This is a genomic window from Actibacterium sp. 188UL27-1, assembly GCF_016901225.1.
Taxonomy (GTDB): Bacteria; Pseudomonadota; Alphaproteobacteria; order Rhodobacterales; family Rhodobacteraceae; genus 188UL27-1.
This window is the reverse complement of record NZ_JAFEUL010000001.1, coordinates 236004-253778: the sequence shown is the minus strand read 5'-3', so window position 1 is coordinate 253778 and position 17775 is coordinate 236004. Positions and strand designations below refer to the sequence as shown.

The 17775-nt window shown below is 58.2% G+C and carries 20 protein-coding genes; 15 read left to right on the top strand and 5 right to left on the bottom strand.

Annotated features, from left to right (window positions below; all coding sequences use genetic code 11):
* The first annotated feature begins 3 nt into the window (after positions 1 to 3).
* The 8 genes from rimM to IU397_RS01330 all read left to right on the top strand — a co-directional run bounded on the left by rimM (position 4) and on the right by IU397_RS01330 (position 5430).
* Positions 4 to 522: a ribosome maturation factor RimM gene (gene rimM / locus IU397_RS01365; RefSeq protein ID WP_204409843.1), complete on the top strand. Its 519-nt coding sequence runs from the start codon at positions 4 to 6 to the stop codon at positions 520 to 522.
* Positions 515 to 1024: a hypothetical protein gene (locus tag IU397_RS01360; protein ID WP_204409841.1), complete on the top strand. Its 510-nt coding sequence runs from the start codon at positions 515 to 517 to the stop codon at positions 1022 to 1024. The genes rimM and IU397_RS01360 overlap by 8 nt, the downstream gene beginning before the upstream one ends.
* Complete coding sequence (gene trmD, locus IU397_RS01355) at positions 1021 to 1851, top strand: tRNA (guanosine(37)-N1)-methyltransferase TrmD (RefSeq protein WP_204409839.1); 831 nt, start codon at positions 1021 to 1023, stop codon at positions 1849 to 1851. Before IU397_RS01360 ends, trmD begins: the two co-directional genes overlap by 4 nt.
* A gap of 52 nt (positions 1852 to 1903) precedes the next feature.
* On the top strand, positions 1904 to 2278 hold the full coding sequence (rplS, locus tag IU397_RS01350) for a 50S ribosomal protein L19 (RefSeq protein WP_204409837.1): 375 nt from the start codon (positions 1904 to 1906) through the stop codon (positions 2276 to 2278).
* Between the two features lie 11 nt (positions 2279 to 2289).
* Positions 2290 to 2511, top strand: a complete 222-nt coding sequence (gene rpmE, locus IU397_RS01345; RefSeq protein WP_204409832.1) for a 50S ribosomal protein L31 — start codon at positions 2290 to 2292, stop codon at positions 2509 to 2511.
* A 302-nt stretch (positions 2512 to 2813) separates the two neighbouring features.
* Positions 2814 to 3914: an RNA ligase RtcB family protein gene (locus IU397_RS01340; RefSeq protein ID WP_204409830.1), complete on the top strand. Its 1101-nt coding sequence runs from the start codon at positions 2814 to 2816 to the stop codon at positions 3912 to 3914.
* Positions 3914 to 4534 carry a peptide chain release factor H gene (gene prfH, locus IU397_RS01335; protein ID WP_204409828.1) on the top strand — a complete coding sequence of 207 codons (621 nt, stop codon included), beginning with the start codon at positions 3914 to 3916 and terminating at the stop codon, positions 4532 to 4534. Before IU397_RS01340 ends, prfH begins: the two co-directional genes overlap by 1 nt.
* Before the next feature lie 86 nt (positions 4535 to 4620).
* Positions 4621 to 5430, top strand: a complete 810-nt coding sequence (locus IU397_RS01330) for a division plane positioning ATPase MipZ (protein ID WP_204409826.1) — start codon at positions 4621 to 4623, stop codon at positions 5428 to 5430.
* Positions 5431 to 5443: 13 nt separating this feature from the next.
* Here the strand turns inward: IU397_RS01330 and IU397_RS01325 are convergent, their stop codons facing one another.
* The 5 genes from IU397_RS01325 to fliF form a co-directional block, all read right to left on the bottom strand.
* Positions 5444 to 6604, bottom strand: a complete 1161-nt coding sequence (locus IU397_RS01325) for a hypothetical protein (RefSeq protein WP_204409824.1) — start codon at positions 6602 to 6604, stop codon at positions 5444 to 5446.
* Positions 6605 to 6727: 123 nt separating this feature from the next.
* Positions 6728 to 7465: a flagellar type III secretion system pore protein FliP gene (gene fliP, locus IU397_RS01320; RefSeq protein WP_204409822.1), complete on the bottom strand. Its 738-nt coding sequence runs from the start codon at positions 7463 to 7465 to the stop codon at positions 6728 to 6730.
* Between the two features lie 5 nt (positions 7466 to 7470).
* A complete protein-coding gene (locus tag IU397_RS01315) occupies positions 7471 to 7749 on the bottom strand; it encodes a FliM/FliN family flagellar motor switch protein (RefSeq protein ID WP_204409820.1) in 279 nt (92 codons plus the stop codon).
* A complete protein-coding gene (locus IU397_RS01310) occupies positions 7742 to 8350 on the bottom strand; it encodes a flagellar biosynthesis protein (protein ID WP_204409818.1) in 609 nt (202 codons plus the stop codon). The genes IU397_RS01315 and IU397_RS01310 overlap by 8 nt, the downstream gene beginning before the upstream one ends.
* Positions 8347 to 9993 carry a flagellar basal-body MS-ring/collar protein FliF gene (gene fliF, locus IU397_RS01305; protein WP_204409817.1) on the bottom strand — a complete coding sequence of 549 codons (1647 nt, stop codon included), beginning with the start codon at positions 9991 to 9993 and terminating at the stop codon, positions 8347 to 8349. Before fliF ends, IU397_RS01310 begins: the two co-directional genes overlap by 4 nt.
* Positions 9994 to 10113: 120 nt before the next feature.
* Here fliF and fliL point away from each other — a divergent pair, with 120 nt between their 5' ends.
* The 7 genes from fliL (at position 10114) to IU397_RS01270 (ending at position 17774) form a co-directional block, all read left to right on the top strand.
* Positions 10114 to 10602, top strand: coding sequence for a flagellar basal body-associated protein FliL (fliL, locus tag IU397_RS01300; RefSeq protein WP_204409815.1), 489 nt, complete (start codon positions 10114 to 10116; stop codon positions 10600 to 10602).
* Positions 10603 to 10608: 6 nt separating this feature from the next.
* Entirely contained in the window at positions 10609 to 10974 is a 366-nt protein-coding gene (locus IU397_RS01295; protein ID WP_370541589.1) for a hypothetical protein, read from the top strand.
* Positions 10975 to 11060: 86 nt separating this feature from the next.
* Positions 11061 to 11552, top strand: coding sequence for a MotE family protein (locus IU397_RS01290; RefSeq protein ID WP_239479522.1), 492 nt, complete (start codon positions 11061 to 11063; stop codon positions 11550 to 11552).
* Between the two features lie 75 nt (positions 11553 to 11627).
* Positions 11628 to 12500, top strand: a complete 873-nt coding sequence (motA, locus tag IU397_RS01285) for a flagellar motor stator protein MotA (protein ID WP_204409803.1) — start codon at positions 11628 to 11630, stop codon at positions 12498 to 12500.
* The gene (locus IU397_RS01280; protein WP_204409801.1) at positions 12500 to 14770 is read left to right on the top strand and encodes a hypothetical protein; all 2271 of its coding nucleotides are present in this window, start codon (positions 12500 to 12502) and stop codon (positions 14768 to 14770) included. The genes motA and IU397_RS01280 overlap by 1 nt, the downstream gene beginning before the upstream one ends.
* Positions 14771 to 14919: 149 nt before the next feature.
* Positions 14920 to 17004, top strand: a complete 2085-nt coding sequence (gene flhA, locus IU397_RS01275) for a flagellar biosynthesis protein FlhA (protein WP_204409798.1) — start codon at positions 14920 to 14922, stop codon at positions 17002 to 17004.
* Positions 17001 to 17774: a flagellar biosynthetic protein FliR gene (locus IU397_RS01270; RefSeq protein WP_204409795.1), complete on the top strand. Its 774-nt coding sequence runs from the start codon at positions 17001 to 17003 to the stop codon at positions 17772 to 17774. Before flhA ends, IU397_RS01270 begins: the two co-directional genes overlap by 4 nt.
* The last annotated feature ends 1 nt before the right edge of the window (position 17775 follow it).

Sequence of the window (17775 nt, the reverse complement as noted above, 5' to 3'; positions counted from 1 at the left end):
GCCATGACAGACAAAGATCTGATCTGTGTCGCCGCCATCGCGGGCTCTTACGGGGTGCGGGGCGAAGCGCGGTTGAAAAGCTTTTGCGCCATCCCGGAAGATGTCGCCAATTACGGTGCGTTGACCTCGGAAGACGGGGCCAAGAGCTACACATTGACGATCACGCGAAAGGTGAAGAACGGATTTTCGGCCCGGCTCTCGGGGGTCAACACCAAGGAAGAGGCCGACGCGCTGAAGGGCCTGCGATTATATGCGGACCGCTCCGTCCTGCCCGATCTGCCTGACGATGAATTCTACCACACCGATCTGATCGGGTTGGAGGTGCTGGATACCGGGGGCATCTCGTTGGGCAAGATTCGAGCGGTCCATGACCATGGCGCTGGTGATCTGTTGGAGGTGTTTGGCCCCGGTCTGAAATCCACCGTCCTGCTGCCCTTCACCCGCGAAATCGTCCCGACCGTCGATCTGACAACGGGCCGGGTCATCGCCGACCCGCCTGAGGGGCTGTTCCCAGATGACTGACCTGCGCACCAACGCGCTGGTCGTGGGGGGGACCGGAATGTTGGCCGACGCGACCCGTTGGTTGGCGGCGCGGGTGCCTGACCTGACGCTTGTGGCCCGCTCCCCCGAAGCTTTGGCCACCGAAATTGGCGCCAATTCCTGCCCCATGGACCTGAAAGCGCCCGATGCGGTGACGCGCTTGCCCGAGGGGCCTTTTGACGTGGCGCTGGTCTGGATCCATGGCGATATGGTTCACATGGCACGTCCGATTGCCGACATGTTGCGGCCCGATGGTCGATTGGTGCGGGTCCATGGGTCCCTTTCGTGGGACCCGGCGATGGAACGGGAGCGCGATCCAGACCCGCGGTCCGATATCCGGCAGCAGGTCTGCATCCTGGGCTATCACCCGACGGCCAGCGGCAAGCAGTGGCTGACGGATACCGAGATTTCGGACGGTGCCATCGCCTTACTGGGGGATGCCAGCCAGGAGCGGCTGATCGTCGGGACCAAGGCCGGGCCATGACCGATACCCCGAAGTCCCACGGGCGGCTATCGATCAGCGCTTCGACCACACCGCGTGACCTGATGACACCAACGCCTGCCTTGAAAGGGGCGTGGCGCGCCAAGGTGATTACACTGTTTCCGGAAGCTTTCCCGGGTGTGCTAGGTGCCTCATTGACGGGGCGGGCCTTGCAGGAGGGGCTTTGGGCGTTGGAGACGATAGACTTGCGAACATTCGGCATGGGCAAGCACCGCAATGTCGATGATACCCCGGCAGGCGGTGGGGCAGGCATGGTCCTGCGTGCCGATGTGGTGCATCGGGCCTTGCAACAGGCCGGTCGGGGCGCCCCCGAGGATGCCGCGAAATGGCCCAAGATTTATCTGTCCCCGCGGGGACAACCTTTTGACCAGGCCATGGCGCAGGACTGGGCCCAGGCTGACGGGATAACCTTGCTTTGTGGCCGGTTTGAGGGCGTGGACGAGCGGGTATTGCAGGAACATCAAATCCAAGAGGTTTCGTTGGGTGATTTCGTCCTGACCGGGGGCGAGATCGCGGCGCAAGCCTTGATCGATGCAACGGTCCGACTTATACCGCGAGTTCTTGGGAATCAGGCATCAGTCGAGGATGAAAGCTTTTCCGACGGCTTGCTTGAACACCCACACTATACGCGCCCAACCCAGTGGCAGGGTCGCGCGGTGCCCGACATTCTCCTGTCTGGCCACCACGCAGAGATCGCCCGCTGGCGCAAGCGCGAAGCCGAACGGCTGACCAAGGAACGACGCCCTGACCTCTGGCGGGCTTACTGTGCACGGCACGGTAGGGACCCGGATGGAGACCAAGAGCTCTGAGGGCGCGCACATCTTCGTGGATCAACCACGAGCAACATAGGAGACGCGGCAGATGGATCTGATCGCACAACTGGAAGCCGAGCAGGTCGCTGCGCTTGGCAACGACATTCCAGATTTCAAGGCAGGCGACACCGTGCGCGTGGGCTTTAAGGTGACCGAAGGCACCCGCACCCGTGTTCAGAATTACGAAGGGGTCTGCATCGGGCGGCGCAATGGCGATGGGATCGCCGGCAGCTTTACCGTTCGCAAGATCAGCTTTGGGGAAGGGGTTGAACGTGTGTTCCCCCTGCATTCCACCAACATTGACAGCATCACTGTCGTGCGCCGTGGTCGCGTCCGCCGCGCCAAACTGTATTACCTGCGCGAGCGTCGCGGTAAGTCGGCCCGGATCGCCGAACAGACCAACTACAAGCCCAAGAGAGCCTGAGGGAGAGCGAGATGAAAAAAAATCTGCACCCCGAATACCACATGATCAACGTCAAGATGACCGACGGTACGATCGTTCAAATGAAATCGACCTATGGCGCAGAAGGCGACCAGCTGTCGCTGGACATCGACCCAAGCGTCCATCCGGCCTGGACCGGCGGCAACGCCAAACTGATGGATACGGGCGGTCGCGTGTCGAAGTTCAAGAAAAAGTACGAGGGCCTGGGTTTTTAATCCAGCTATCGATACGTGTTACAAAAGCTCTGCTGATATAGTCTGCGGAGCTTTTTGTTGTATATATGCAACACATTTGCAGCTTGTCTAAAAGCCGTTGATCGGCAGGAACAGACGCCATAGCACAGCGGTTAATCGTCTTTAATAAAAGGAGAGTTGCCGATGACATATGACACCTCCCCTTTTCAGGGCCGGACAGCCTGACCGCGCATTTGCGCTGATGCTGTCCCGTCTGCCAGCCGGAGCTGGCTTTCCAGTATGATGGTCTGCGTTTCGCGGACCTTTGGACGAAAGACGATCCCATGGGCAATTCTGTCATGGATGTCGCGGCCGATATGGCTGCGATCTCGAAATTCTATTCTCCTGGCGCCTGGATTGAAGGCCGGGCGGAGGATCAACTGAACCACGTCGCGGGTTGGCCGGGCATGCGCCGGATCGCGGCCTTTCCCGATTTGCATCCCGGGCGGTATGGCCCGGTGGGTGCGGCCTTTCTGGCGGACCGGATCTATCCGCAGTTGATCGGGCCGGATATCGGCTGTGGCATGGCGTTGTTCGAGTTGGATCTGCCCCTGCGGCGGTTGAAACTGGACAAGGCTGCGCGGCGATTGCGCGTATTGGAAGACCCCGCTGATCACATGGCGGAGGTTCTGACAGAGGCTGGGCTGCCGCAGGACTGGGCTACGGCCTTGGGCACGATCGGCGGCGGGAACCACTTTTGCGAACTGCAAGTGGTTGAGACCAGTGCGACCACCAGCCTGGCAGAAGGCACACTATGCGTGATGGTGCATTCCGGATCCCGCGGGATGGGGGCGGCGATTTTTAACCGTCTGGAAGGGCGTTGGAATGCAGGCTTCGATCCCGCGGGGCCTGAAGCGGTGCAGTATCTGGCCTTGCACGACCAGGCGACCCGTTGGGCGGCCTTGAACCGGCAGATGATCGCGGAGCGCGCCGCCATCGCCCTGGGCGCACAAGCGAGCCGCCTGGCCGATGCGCCCCATAACCATCTGAGCCGGTATGGTCATCAATGGCTGCATCGCAAAGGCGCGGCCGCCGTGGTAGAGCCGTTGGTGCCGCTGGCCGGATCGCGCGATAGCCACAGCTATGTCCTGTCCCCTCGGGCCGGAGCGGACGCATTGGATTCCTTGGCGCACGGGGCAGGCCGCCGTTATGACCGGTCGTCGATGCATGGGCGGGTGCGGTGCAAGAAGTCTGACATGGCGCGGATGTCCCGCAATCCGTTTGGCGGACGGATCATATGCGAGGACCGGGACCTGTTGGTTGAAGAGGCCGGGACCGCCTACAAATCAGCAAAAGCGGTGGTGCAGGACCTTGATCAGTTTGGCTTGGCCCGCATCGCGGCGGTCATGCGTCCGGTTCTGACCTACAAGAAAGCGGTGCGGTGATGGGCGCGGCATATCTGTTGCTCAGCAGCGGCAATGGACCGGCGGAATGTCGGTTGGCCGTCGCTGGCGTCTTGCGCCGCATACACGACGCGGCCGCAGAGCATGGGCTGGACGTCGATATCGCGGAGCGCGCGGCAAAACACGGCCCGACATCGGCGACCATCGCCGTGCAGGGCGGTGATGCGGCCAGATTTGCGGCACATTGGGAAGGGGCGATCCTTTGGCGGCACAAAAGCCCGTTGCGCCCTGGCCATAAGCGGCAGAACTGGTTTGTCGGCGTCTTCGCCTTGCCTGCGCCCGCTGGCCTTAATGTTCATCTGGACGCAACGGAGGTTCGGTTCGAAAGCTTCCGGGCCGGTGGTCCCGGGGGCCAGCACCAGAACACGACCGACAGCGCCGTGCGGGCCATTTGGCGCAACCATGCGGTGGTCGCCCGAGATCAACGGTCGCAACATCGCAACAAGGCGGCAGCTTTGGCGCGGCTGCGGGTTCTGGTGAGTGTGGAGGCCGCGGCCCATGCCGCGGACAGCCAGCGTGAGATCCACCACAGGCATCAGCAATTGCAACGTGGTGCTCCAGTGCGTGTGTTTCGCGGTGCCGACTTTCAGGAAGTGACGTAAGACCGGCCCATTCGGCTTTCCCTCTCCAGCGTCGCGCCTTAAACAGGCGCGGCGCGATGGGGGCGCATCTTCCAAGGGTCACGAGCATGGCGCATATCATCGTTGTCGGCAACGAAAAGGGCGGATCTGGAAAGTCCACGACATCCATGCATGTGGCCACGGCCCTGGCCCGCATGGGGCACCGCGTGGGGGCCTTGGACCTGGATTTGCGCCAGCGCTCCATGGGGCGTTATGTGGAAAACCGGGAGGCGCATTGCGCGCGGGCGGGCCTGTCCCTGCCATCTCCGGTCTATCGGGAGTTGCCGCAGATCCCAGCGGATCAGCTGCTGAACGGAGAGCACGAAAAAGATCGACAACTCAGCACCGCGATTGAGGCGTTTCGGACAGAGATGGATTTCATCCTGATCGATTGCCCCGGATCCTACACGCGATTGAGCCAGATGGCGCATTCGCTTGCGGATACGCTGATTACGCCACTGAATGACAGCTTTGTCGATTTCGACCTGCTGGCGCGGATCGATCCGGCGGATGGGCGCATTCTGGGCCCGTCAGTTTATGCCGAAATGGTCTGGGCCGCGCGACAGGCCCGCGCAGAAGCCGGCTTGAAGCCCATAGATTGGATCGTCGTGCGCAACCGGCTTGGCGCGCAACAGATGATCAACAAGAAAAAGGTCGGAGACGCGCTGCGACGGCTGAGCAAACGGATCGGGTTCCGGGTGGCGCCGGGGTTTGGTGAGCGCGTGATCTTTCGCGAGTTGTTTCCCCGGGGTCTGACGCTGCTGGACCTGAAAGATGTGGGGGTCGAAAAGATGAGCCTGTCGAATGTCGCCGCCCGTCAGGAACTGCGCGATCTGATTGGGGCGCTTGATTTGCCAGATGTTAAGGTGGCCATCTGACCGGGGCGCCCTGCTATTTCAACCGGTCCAGGCGGCGCACAAACGGATCCGCATCATCCAGCGGTACTGTATCCACATCAGGGGGGGCGGCCTCGTATTCGACAGCCTCCAGTTCCGCGGTCTGACCCGGGTCGACCGTGTCGTCGTAATGGTCGTTGGAATGCACGGTCAGGGTCGGGCCTGAACCGGGGTCGGCCTGTCGCTGCGGACGGCGTTTGCTGCGGCGACCGGCTTTGGCCGCATGGTTCAGGCGTTCCTCCAGATAGGTGATCTCGCTTTCATAGGCATCAAGGGGATCGGTGGTTTGCGCAAATTCGGTCAGACCCTCTTTGGGCGGGCTGTAGACACCGCCCGGCATATCGGCCCCCATAGAGCCGTTCGGGACCAACAGCTTTTGAACAGCGCGCGCACCATCTTCGCCCGAAACCATCTGCGGCGCATAGGGTGACAGCATGACATGGGTGACGATCGCAGCCTTTTTCTTTTTGGCCTTGGCGCCGGATCCAAAGGCGATCAGCCCCACGCCCAAAACAAGCAAAAGCCCGGCAACACCAGACGCGACGATCATGCTGGCGCCCGGCGGTGTTGGCTCCAATGCAGTTGCGCGAGAGCCTTGCAAAGGCGCGAAAATCAATGGGTTATCCGAGAGGGGACGGTTAGCACCGTCGAACGCGCGGGAGATCAGCGGTCCATACTGCCAGTTTTCCTCGGTCAGACCGTGCAATTCGAGGATCGGGCCAAACTGACCCACGCCCACGATATTCGTGAGCAGCGCCTCAAGGCTCGTGTCGTTGAAATTCGCCGCATCACCTGTGTAAATCAAAACACCAAGCGCTTGTGGCGGTATCGCACCCGTTGCGTCAGATGGTAGAAGAGGCAGGATGTACGCGTTTGACAGGCCCGGCACACCATCAAATCCAACCGTTTGCCGGAGAGTGAAGTCAACCTGAGCGATGATCCGTGCCTCGCCTGCCGGTCCAATATCGGTTGCCTGCAGTGCAGCAATCTGGGTCAGTGCAGGGGGGTCGTTGGACAAGGCGAGGCGGCGCATTTCAGCCTTATGAAGCTCGCCAAGATAGGCCAAGCCGCCAACCGCCAGAACAAGGATCGCCAGCGCAAAGCAGCTTAGGGAGCCAAAGCCCCCTCGATTGCGATCACCCGGATCCGCCTTCATCCCCGCGCCTCTCATTGTTTACGAATCCGGGAATACAGCGAGAACTGGGCGGGACTGTGGCGCAAGACAGGTGGTTTCGAGCCTTTTGGACCAGGGCGGGGACGCATGTGATGGCAAGGCAAGTCAGAAGTAACTGCGGACCAGGGCGCCGGAAATCAGCGCCCAACCATCTGCGACCACGAAAAACGCCAGCTTGAACGGCAAGGAGACGATCACCGGTGGGACCATCATCATACCCATGGACATCAGGACGGCTGCAACGACGAGGTCAATGATCAGGAACGGCAGGAAGATCAGAAAACCGATCTGGAACGCGCGCTCGATCTCGCTCAAAAGAAACGATGGCACCAAGAGAGACAGGGGCGCATCGGAAATCTCACCCTCCAGCGGGACGGTTTCGCGAAGCTCATAGAGGCTGCCAAAGGTGTCAGGATCGATGCGGGCTGCCATGAAGATGCGAAATGGTGCCATGGTCTGCGTAAAGGCTTCGGCCGGTTCCATCTGATTGTCAACAAAGGGTTGGATGCCACGGGTCCAAGCTTCCGTAAACACGGGGTCCATGACGAAGTACGTCAAAAACAATGCAAGTGTGACGATCAACATGTTTGGTGGCGATTGCTGAAGGCCCAAAGCCTGGCGCAAGATCGACAACACGGTCACGATAAACGGGAAACACGTGATCATAATTGCAAGCCCCGGTACGAGGCTGAGCACCGTGATCAAGGCGATCAGTTGAAGGCTGGCCGCAGACAACGATCCCCCTTCGCCAAGATCGATGGAGATGCCCTGCGCCCCAGCCGTTTGAGCCGACGCCACCAGCAGCGCTGCCCCCAGACCGAACCAGCGACAGGACGGGCCCATAGTGATCACAGTTCGCCGTCAGGTTGGGCAACCTCGGTCAATCGAACGACCAGACGTGCAGGTTGTTGGCCCTCTTCCTCCTCTAATACCCCCCGGGCAATGAGGCGCTGGCCGACATAAAGCTCGACCGGGTCATCCACAGTTTTGTCCAACAACAGGACGGATTGGGGTTCGAGGCTCAGAAGGTCCCGTACCTTAGGGTGCGCCTTGCCCACGCAGATGGTGACCTCGACCGGGACTTGCGAAAACGGGTTAGACGCGCCGGTTGCAGCGGTATTATCCATAGGCCTTCTCCTGAGGTTCTGCGATATGATCAAAGAAATCCGAGATGATGGCGGAAAGGCTCTCAAAGGCCGCATCCAGATCGATCTTCTGCTCGGATGCTCCGAACTGGAAATAGGCCTGCCCTTCGCCAAGGGAGGGCTCCTCTTCGATCACGACGGGAAGTGCCGTTTGATCGGCCAGCAGACCCTCGATCAGGCTGCGATTCGCGGGGGCGATTACAATGCGAGGGGTCACATGTGCCGCCTTGTCCGCCAGTTCCGCCAACTCATCCAACAGCCGGTGGTTCAAAAGATCGCGGGTCGAGGCAGGCAACACCTTGCTCAACAGTCCTTCCAAGAGCGGCCGCATCTCCTTGAGAACGGCCGCGCGGGCCTCTTGATATGTGAAACCAAGGTCCGCCAGGTTCCCGGACAATTCCACGCCGATCCGATCCTGCTCCGCCTCGCTCGCCTTGATTGCGTCGTCCCAGCCGTCTTTGTAGCCGCGCTCAAAAACGTCCAGCCACTGCTCCTTTGGCTCACCCTGGTTCGCTGCAAAAGCAGCCTTGGGTGCCGGTTTCGTGGTGTCGAAATTTTCCAGAATGACAGCTCTCAAGGTCATACGCTTTCTTTCTCGTCTTGCATCCAGCCGCGCAGCACTTCGAGCGTCTCATCCTGTCGCTCTTCGATCATTTGCCGCAATCTATCGACGGGATCGGCGGTCTCACCTCCCAAGCTGGCAAGATCGGGCAAGCCCTCACCGCCGCTTTCCAAATTGAAATCGAAGTTCTGATTGCCAGCTACGTCCGGCAGATCAAAGCCGCTCTCAATCTCCCCATCCAGCGCAACTGCTGGCGCACTGGCCGCGACGGCTGCGGGCGGAGGGGCCGGGGACGCCAGCGCAGGTGCCGCCGCAATCTCGGGCTGGGGTTTTGTCAGGATCGGGCGCACCACAAACAGGCTGATCGCCACCGCTACCAGTGCGAGGATCGCAATCTGGATCAGATGGGTCAGGTCGACATTGAGGTTTTGCAACAGCGATGGGCTGGCCTCAGTACCCAATGGTGCAGGTGCTTCAAATTGAAGAGACTTTATGGTGATCACATCACCGCGCACCTCACTGTAACCCACCGCGGAAGCCACAAGTTCTTCCAGCGCGTCCAATTCCTCCTGAGAGCGCGGCGCCCATTGTTCGGCGCCATTTGCATCGACGGTCATTCTGCCATCGACCAAAACCGCGACTGTCAGCCGGGTCACGGCACCGGGCGCTTTGAGGATCTCCCGCTGGGTCTCTGACACCTCGAAATTCACCCGCTCCCGGGTCTCGCTGTTCTGACTGGAGCTGCTTCCGCCAGCGGCGGCGTCACCATCGGGCAGGTTACTGGCGACCGTGACATTGGCGTTTTCGCCGCTCTCCGAATTGGTCCGCTCCTCGGTATCCGTGCTGATCGCAACCCGGCTGTCGGGATCAAAACGACGCTCGGTAATGGCTTCGCTGGCCGTTTCGGTTTCAACACTCAATTCCACAATGGCATTTCCACGACCCACATGGGCCTCGAGCAGACGCTCAACGCCATTTTTCAGGGCAGTCGCACGGTCACTGTTGAGTTGTGCGCCCGCTTCGGGTTCGTCACCCGCGATCACAACACCCGTTGATCCATCGATGACCGATACGGCGTCAGCGCTCAGGCCGGTGACGGCAGATGCGACCAAGTACCGAAACGCCTTGGCCTGTGCCGGGCTCAGTCCGCCCTGGGCCGGTGATATGAAAACGGATGCGGCTGCAGTCTGGCTGCGGCGGAAAGGCTGCGAATCAGGGGCCGAGATGTGCACTCTGGCCGAGGAGACCAGGGGACTGGCCAACATGGTGCGGGCCAACTCACCCTCTTTCGCGCGCCAATATGCGGCGTCAAACATTTGGGATGTCGTGCCGAAACCCGACAAACCGTCCAGCAGTTCATACCCGGCGGCCCCCGCCGCTGGCAGGCCTTCACTGGCCAATGTCATGCGCAGCTCATCCCGCCGGGCGGATGGAACAAAAATCGAACCTCCCCGCACATCATAAGGCTCTCCCCGCTGTTCCAGGGACTGAACGACCTCACCGGCCGCACTGTTATCAAGGCCTGCATAAAGCAGCGTCATGTTGGGATTCGATGCCATGCGGGACATCAACATCACCGATGCAAAGACGGCGATCGTCGCCAAAACAACGATAACGCGGCGGCGGGCGTCCAGGGATGACCAGATGGACACGAGGTTTTGCACCACTCTTCTCCTGCTAAAGGGGCTTCTGCCCGGATGTGCTATCCATGGCCCATCTGACTTAACAATCGGTTAGTCGTCCTGGGGCTATAGAGGGGCATCCGAGAGTCAGGAGGCCCCGCGATGTCCGATGCTTCAGAAGCCGAAGCCGAGGCACCCCCGAAGAAATCGAAACTGCCGCCTTTGATCGGCCTGGTCCTTGCCGTCGCTTTGGGCGGGGGGGGCTTCTATGCGACCTATAGTGGATTGATCGGCGGAACCGGCGACAAGGGCGAGGACGTCGCCCATGAAAAGCCGGCAGCTGCTTTGCCATCTGTGGCATTCGTGCCCATTGATCCCTTGATCATCTCTCTGAATGAAGCCGGACACACCTCGCATCTGCGTTTTCGGGGCCATTTGGAAGTGGTCGATGGTCAATCTGATGAGGTCGCCACGTTGATGCCCCGCGTGAGCGATGTGTTGAACGGCTATCTGCGCGCGTTGAGCACGCAGGAATTGGAAGATCCGACCTCCCTTTTGCGGTTGCGGGCGCAGATGTTGCGCCGCGTTCAGCTCGTTGTGGGGGATGGCCGGGTGCGAGACCTGCTCATTACCGAATTCGTGATCAACTGAGGGATAATGATGTCTTTTATTGCTGATTTGCTTTTGATTGCCGCAGCTGGTTGCGCAGCGCTCTACTGCTTTGTGTTGTCGCGTAAGTTGAAAAAATTCACCAATCTTGAGCAGGGCATGGGTGGGGCTGTTGCGGTCCTTTCCGTTCAGGTCGATGATCTGACAAAAGCCTTGAAAGGTGCTCAACAGACGGCGGCCGGATCGGCCAAGGAGTTGAAGGACCTCACGGCTCGGGCAGAGGCTGCGACCTCTCGGTTGGAATTGCTATTGGCATCAACCCACGATCTACCCAAAACCTCGGCGGAGCCGCGCAAGGTGCGCAGAGTGCGCCGCAAACGCGAGCAAGACAGCTTGGCGGAGGCGCTGGTATGAGCCGGACGCGAAAGAGTATCAAAAAACCGGGCCGAGGTGCCTTGGTAATCATCGCGTCGCTCTTTCTGGGGTCTGGTTTGATCCGAATGAGCGAAACAGCCGGCGTTGCAATTGCCAAGGGTATTCCCACCGCCGAAAAGGCCGAGAGCATGCCTAAAAACGAAACTGGTCGCGGTGTATCGGAGTTGCTCGCCCGCTTGCTGGAACGCGAAAAACAAGTCACCCGACGCGAGGAAGCCTTGCGGAGTCGCGAGGTGACGTTAAACCGTATCCAGAAGGAGGTGACCGCCAATCTCAGGGCTTTAGAAGAGGCTGAAACCAGGCTGGAAGAGACGATGGCAGTCGCCGGGACCGCTGCGGAAAGCGATCTGGACCGGCTTACCCGCGTCTACGAAAATATGAAGCCCAAGGATGCTGTCGCACTGTTTCAAGAGATGACGCCAACATTCGCTGCAGGCTTTTTGGGTCGGATGAAACCTGACGCGGCAGCGGCGGTCATGTCTGGGCTTAGACCTGAAACAGCCTATTCCGTCAGCCTGATATTGTCCGGGCGGAACCTCAATGCCCCAACGGATTGAACACGTGTTCAGCAGGCCTTAACCCGATTCGGGTCAAAAGAGGATAAGCAGAACGCGTAGGGCGGAGATACAACCATGATCGGCATTGTCGGTATCGTTATCATTTTTGTGATGGTTTTCGGGGGCTATCTCGCCGCCGGCGGCAAGATGGGTATCATACTGAAATCCTTGCCATATGAGATGACCATGATTGGCGGTGCCGCCGTCGGAGCCTTTGTGATTTCAAATGATATGGCCGGGATTAAGCAAACCCTGCGCGACTTGGGCAAAGTGTTCAAAGGGCCGAAATGGGCCCATCATGACTACCGCGATCTTCTTTGTCTGTTGTTCGAACTGATCCGATTGGCCCGCCAAAACCCGGTTGCGCTTGAAGAGCACATAGAGGCACCCAGCGACTCTTCAATTTTCTCACGTTATCCAAAAATTCTGAGTGATGCCGAAGCGATCAATCTGATCTGTGATACGCTTCGCTCTGCTTCAATGAACTATGATGACCCCCACCAGGTCGAAGAAGTTCTGGAAAAACGGATGGAGGCAAATCTCCACCATGCCATGCATTCCAGCCATGCGTTGCAAACGGTGGCCGACGGATTGCCAGCACTCGGGATTGTCGCCGCCGTTCTCGGCGTGATCAAGACCATGGGCTCGATCGATCAGCCTCCTGAAGTGCTGGGTAAGCTGATCGGCGGTGCTCTGGTTGGTACGTTCCTCGGCGTTTTTCTGGCATATGGTTTAGTCGGTCCTTTCGCCGCGAAGGTGAAAACCGTCGTCGAAGAGGACGGCCATTTCTATCAGTTGATCCGGGAAGTCTTGGTCGCCAATCTGCACAATCACGCCACCAACATCTGCATCGAAGTAGGGCGTCAGAACACGCCGGGCCACTGCCGCCCCAGCTATTCCGAATTGGAAGACGCGCTGAAAGAAACCAAGCAACAGGAAGCTGCTTAATGCGGTCGCTTTTAGTGGTGGCCGGGTTCTGCACTTGGGCAGCATGCGCTTCGGCAGAAGATGTCCGGGTTCTGTCGGGAGAGCACGAAAACTTCTCACGCTTGGTCATGGTCTTTGCCGAGGAAACCAGTTGGGACGCAAAACGTACCGATGATGGTTATGCGATTACTCTTGGTCGCCAAGGGATCAGCCTTGGCCTGGATCAAGTCTTTGACCTGATTCCCCGTGATCGATTGCAATCGATTTCTTTCGATAAAACCACTGGCGCGCTCAATCTGACTGTAGAATGTACATGTTACATCAAGCCATTTGAAATCCCAAACAACACATTGGTCATCGATATCGTTACTGGCACTGCCGACCCTAATAGTCCGTTTGAAGTAGTCGCTGATCCTAAACCACGCGAAGATCAGACATTGCCGCTAACCAATGATGTGATCGGCGTGACGACTTCGCCAACCCAGATCCAACCAAGCATCAGAGTACCGACGACGCCAGCAATTGAGATTTCACCTCTCTTCAAGTCGAACGAAAGCATAACGGTAGATACGCTTGAAACAGCACTGATCGAACAGTTGGGACGAGCGTCAAGCCAGGGACTGATTACCCTGCAGATACCTGCAGCAGATCCCAACCTGCAAAGCAGTGGCGAAGAAGCCGGGGCAATACCCGATAACCTGGCTTCTCAGACAGTGTTTGATCAAGTTCGCGAGCGTTTGCGCGCAAATGCTCGAGGAAACAATCAGAAAAACTGCCAGCTTGCTTCGGAACTGGCTCTGACTGATCGCGGTGGCGATATGACGGCGGCTGAACTTCTTGCAGAACAACGCGCCCTGTTGGGTGATCTGGTGGGGCAACCAAGTCGCGATCAGAAAACGGATATGGCGATTATCTACCTATATCTTGGCTTTGGAGCCGAAGCACGTTTTCTCCTTCAAGCACTCTCTTCGGAACAGCATCCCAGCATCGCGCAAATTAACACCCTTTCGCACATTGTCGACGAGGGTATCGCACCATCTGACCGCATCTTCCAAGGCTTATCGAATTGCAACAATGCTTCAGCGCTGTGGGCCGTTTTATCGGGTTCCGGCGATCTGAATAGCAGTGAAATCAATACTAACGCGGTACAGGCCAGTTTTTTTGCGCTGCCCGACCATTTGAAGCAGCAGATTGCGCCAAGCCTGATGGGTCGTCTGAGCGAAATTGGGCTGACAGAAATTGCCGCTGCGATCCAAAATTCGGTCACACGGTCAGCCGAGACTATCGCACCCGCCGTTAAACAAGCCGTTGCGGAGCAGGAATTACAGATGGGCCAGGAACAGCAGGCTGAGCGCCGACTGAAGGCACTGGTTGCGGAAAATACCGAGACAACGCCACAGGCTTTGCTGACGTTAATGACCCTCAGAAATGATCAGGGTGCCCCTGTTCCTGCGAAGACGCGCACATTGGCAGAAGCCATTATTTATGAACAACGCGGGCAAGAAATCGCCAGCAAACTGAGCGCAGCACTCGCTTTAGCAAAGGCGATCGGCAACGACTTTGAAGGCGCATTCTCAACCCTGGACGCGACAAACTCCGACATCATGATTTTGCAAGAAGCCCGTCAGGATGTGATCGCTAAGCTGGTAAAAAATGCGGAAGACGAACGCTTTCTGACCTCCTTTTTCTCGGAACAGATCACGAACGGCGAGAGGCCGTTGAGGGAAAAGACTATCCCTGATTTGGCGGAACGGCTGCTGAACTTGGGATTTGCAAAGGATGCTTCATCGCTGGTTGGTACGCCAGATAGAGACGCCCCCGCCACCGACAAACTGTTATGGGCCCGGATACAACTTGAGCTTGGCAAGCCCCGGGAGGCGCTGGCGACACTTGCAGGAGAAGAGTCAGAAGACGCAAAAATCATTCGCGCCAACGCCATGGCTGCCATTGGGCGTTATCAGGATGCAATTCAGGGCTATGTTTCTGCTGGAGAGCAGAACAAAGCAGCGCAATTGGCTTGGTTCGTCGGCATTCAGTCAGATATTGAAAAGCTTGGAACTGACGCTCAGCGAGAGTTTGTCGCTCTACCCTCAGAAACGAAGGCGGAGGACAATATACCTGGATCCGGGGACTTTAGCTTGCAAGACAACGGTGACCCGGCGGCGGCTTCGATCACACTTACTCCGGTTACCAGGGAACAAGGACGTAATCTCGTCACGCAAAGCCGCGCCTTGCGCCAAGCTGCTGACGCCCTTCTCGCAGAAGAACCACTCGCCCCACCACCCGGATAAATATCAGGATCTTTGGCCAGAATGGACAAATCACCCGCAGGCATTGCGACTTTCGAGACCGACATTGGCAAACTAAGCTTCAAACTGGCTGATCCCACGAGATCTGCCAGATCTGTTTCGCCCCTGATGAGGCAACAAAGGCAGTACCAATGATCCTGACGCTGTCTTCAGTTTTTCGCCCAACAGTTCTTTTGGCGATCGCTCTGATGGCGGTCATCATCATGATGATCCTGCCCATGCCAGCGTGGATTTTAGACATTGGCTTGGCGGCATCCTTTGCCTTGGCCATCCTTATCTTCACAATCACATTGTTCATTGAAAGACCGCTGGATTTTTCGTCCTTCCCGACAATTCTGTTGGCGTCTTTGATGCTGCGCCTCTCACTGAATGTATCATCCACCAAGCTGATCATCGGTGAAGGTCACAATGGCACCCATGCCGCAGGTGATGTCATTCAGGGCTTCGCGATGTTCGTCATGGGCGGCAGCGTTTTTATGGGTTTGGTTGTCTTTGGTGTCCTGCTGATCGTGAATTTCATGGTGATCACAAAGGGCGCTACCCGCATGGCAGAGGTAAGCGCCCGCTTCGCCCTTGATGGCATGCCAGGCAAACAACTCGCGATCGACAGTGACATGGCGGCCGGGGCTATCGGCCATTCGGAGGCAAAAGAGCGCCGGGAACGAGAACAGGCGGAAACCACCTTCTTTGGCTCCCTCGATGGTGCATCGAAATTCGTAAAGGGGGATGCAGTCGCGGGGCTCCTCATCACGATCCTGAATTTGGTTATGGGCCTTATTATCGGGTTGACGCTGCACGGCATGCCCTTGGGGAAGGCTTTTGAGACCTATGCAATCCTGACGGTGGGCGACGGGCTCGTCTCGCAGATTCCAGCTGTGATCATCTCCATTGCCTCGGCCCTGCTTTTGGCGCGTGGAGGCGCCAAAGGCGCCACTGATCTCGCCATATTCGGTCAACTTGGCAAACACCCGGCTGCGTTGGCAACGGTTGCGGTCTTGATGGCCCTCTTCGCCCTGGTGCCCGGTCTGCCATTTCTGCCGTTCCTGGCAGGTGCTACGACCTTGGGTATTTGCGCCTACATCGCCTATCAACGGGATCGTGTTCAAGATGACCTCGCCAAAGACGACGATATCGAAGCCGAAGGTCCGGTGGAGAAATCCATGGGCGATCTGCTGGATCTTGACGACATCCACGTCGAATTCGCTCCAGATCTGGTAGGTATGGTCCTTGATCCGGCCACCGGACTGGATGCTCGGATCAGCAATATGCGCAGCCATGTTGCTACAACCTATGGGGTTATCCTCCCTGAAATCCGACTGACCGATAATGCATCGTTATTGCCACGCACTTACACGATCCGCATCCATGGCGTTGAGCAGGCACGCGACATGTTGGCACCGGATCAACTCTTGGCTCTTGTATCAAACGAACCTGCGCTTTTGCCTCCCGGCGAGGATGTCTCGGAGCCCGTCTACGGAGCCCCTGCCCGCTGGATCACCGAGGATTTGCGCGAGGAAGCTGCACTCACCGGTACAACCATCGTCACACCAACAGAGGTGCTGGCGACGCATCTGTTGGAGGTGATCAAGAAAAACTTCAGCAGGCTGATGACGTTGAAAGCCCTACGGCGCTTGCTAGAAGAAATGACCAATCTGAGCGATCAAATGCGTGCCGACGCCAACCGAAAAATGATCGATGAACTGGTGCCAGACAAGGTGCCGGTCGATCTGCTGCTCAGCGTATTGCGGCTGCTGCTGGAAGAGCAAGTCTCTATCCGAAACCTCGCGCTTGTCCTGGAGGCGGTCGCCGAAGCGCGCTCTGCCTTCACCCAACCCGAGGCCATCTGCGAGCATGTACGCCAACGACTGGGCTTTCAACTGGTGGCCGAAATGCGCCGCCCTGATGGAACCGTCCCTATGCTGCAGCTTGCGCCGGAATGGGAAAATACCTTCACCAAATACCAGTTGGACGCGAATACCCAACATCCTGACATCGCCTTGCCTCCTGAAGAGTTCAACAAACTGGCAGATGGCGTCGCGGAATGGCTTGCGACAGCGGCGGATAGCGGCGTCAACCCTGCAGTGATCACATCAGGGCGCCGCAGACGGTTTCTGCGCACTGTTCTATCTGCGCGGGGAATTTCGTCACCGGTCCTGTCATTTGAAGAGATTGGAATGGAGACCAACCCCTCGATTGTCGGGCTTGTGCCTGCATGATTGACGCGCTGGCCCAAATCGTTCCAGTAGCGAAAGATGGCCTTTGGCACGCCGTGCTGATCTTTCTGAGAGTCGGCGCAGCTTTTGCGGTTCTGCCGGTCTTTGGGGAGAGATCAATACCCCAAAATATCCGCCTCGTGCTGGCCCTTGCGATGACCGTCATCCTGCTTCCGATGACGGAAACGGCAACATCCCTCGTTATGGATCGCTTGCCAGTCACCTGGCTCATGGTGTCCGAAGCGATCATTGGCCTGGCCTTCGGCCTGTCAATCAGACTGATGATCATTGCCCTGCAGGTGGCGGGTTCGATCGCCGCAAATGCCACTTCACTGTCGCAGATATTCGGTGCATCGCCGATGGTCGAAGCCCAACCTGCCATTGGGCAACTTCTTGTCGTGGCTGGTCTGACAATTGCGGTCATCGCTGACCTTCACCTCCGGCTCATCGAAGCGGTGCTCTTGACCTATGAGATCTTCCCACCTGGCGCCGCCATGGGCGGTGCGCAACTGGGGGAATGGGGGACCGGCACAGTTGCCCGCAGCTTCTCACTCGGCTTTACGTTAGCGGCCCCCTTTGTCGTGGCATCCTTTATCTACAACCTGGCCCTGGGCGCGATCAACAAGGCGATGCCGCAACTGATGGTTGTCCTGGTTGGGGCGCCCGCGATAACAGCCGCCGGTCTTGGCCTTCTGATGCTCTGCGCGCCCTTGATGCTCCAATTCTGGCTGACTGCGCTGAACGCACGCCTGGCCGCACCGTTCGGGGGGTGAC

Coding starts and splice junctions, on each gene's coding strand:
- rimM (WP_204409843.1), top strand. CDS start 4: ATGACAGACAAAGATCTGATCTGTGTCGCCGCCATCGCGGGCTCTTAC.
- IU397_RS01360 (WP_204409841.1), top strand. CDS start 515: ATGACTGACCTGCGCACCAACGCGCTGGTCGTGGGGGGGACCGGAATG.
- trmD (WP_204409839.1), top strand. CDS start 1,021: ATGACCGATACCCCGAAGTCCCACGGGCGGCTATCGATCAGCGCTTCG.
- rplS (WP_204409837.1), top strand. CDS start 1,904: ATGGATCTGATCGCACAACTGGAAGCCGAGCAGGTCGCTGCGCTTGGC.
- rpmE (WP_204409832.1), top strand. CDS start 2,290: ATGAAAAAAAATCTGCACCCCGAATACCACATGATCAACGTCAAGATG.
- IU397_RS01340 (WP_204409830.1), top strand. CDS start 2,814: ATGGGCAATTCTGTCATGGATGTCGCGGCCGATATGGCTGCGATCTCG.
- prfH (WP_204409828.1), top strand. CDS start 3,914: ATGGGCGCGGCATATCTGTTGCTCAGCAGCGGCAATGGACCGGCGGAA.
- IU397_RS01330 (WP_204409826.1), top strand. CDS start 4,621: ATGGCGCATATCATCGTTGTCGGCAACGAAAAGGGCGGATCTGGAAAG.
- IU397_RS01325 (WP_204409824.1), bottom strand. CDS start 6,604: ATGAAGGCGGATCCGGGTGATCGCAATCGAGGGGGCTTTGGCTCCCTA.
- fliP (WP_204409822.1), bottom strand. CDS start 7,465: ATGGGCCCGTCCTGTCGCTGGTTCGGTCTGGGGGCAGCGCTGCTGGTG.
- IU397_RS01315 (WP_204409820.1), bottom strand. CDS start 7,749: ATGGATAATACCGCTGCAACCGGCGCGTCTAACCCGTTTTCGCAAGTC.
- IU397_RS01310 (WP_204409818.1), bottom strand. CDS start 8,350: ATGACCTTGAGAGCTGTCATTCTGGAAAATTTCGACACCACGAAACCG.
- fliL (WP_204409815.1), top strand. CDS start 10,114: ATGTCCGATGCTTCAGAAGCCGAAGCCGAGGCACCCCCGAAGAAATCG.
- IU397_RS01295 (WP_370541589.1), top strand. CDS start 10,609: ATGATGTCTTTTATTGCTGATTTGCTTTTGATTGCCGCAGCTGGTTGC.
- IU397_RS01290 (WP_239479522.1), top strand. CDS start 11,061: ATGAGCGAAACAGCCGGCGTTGCAATTGCCAAGGGTATTCCCACCGCC.
- motA (WP_204409803.1), top strand. CDS start 11,628: ATGATCGGCATTGTCGGTATCGTTATCATTTTTGTGATGGTTTTCGGG.
- IU397_RS01280 (WP_204409801.1), top strand. CDS start 12,500: ATGCGGTCGCTTTTAGTGGTGGCCGGGTTCTGCACTTGGGCAGCATGC.
- flhA (WP_204409798.1), top strand. CDS start 14,920: ATGATCCTGACGCTGTCTTCAGTTTTTCGCCCAACAGTTCTTTTGGCG.
- IU397_RS01270 (WP_204409795.1), top strand. CDS start 17,001: ATGATTGACGCGCTGGCCCAAATCGTTCCAGTAGCGAAAGATGGCCTT.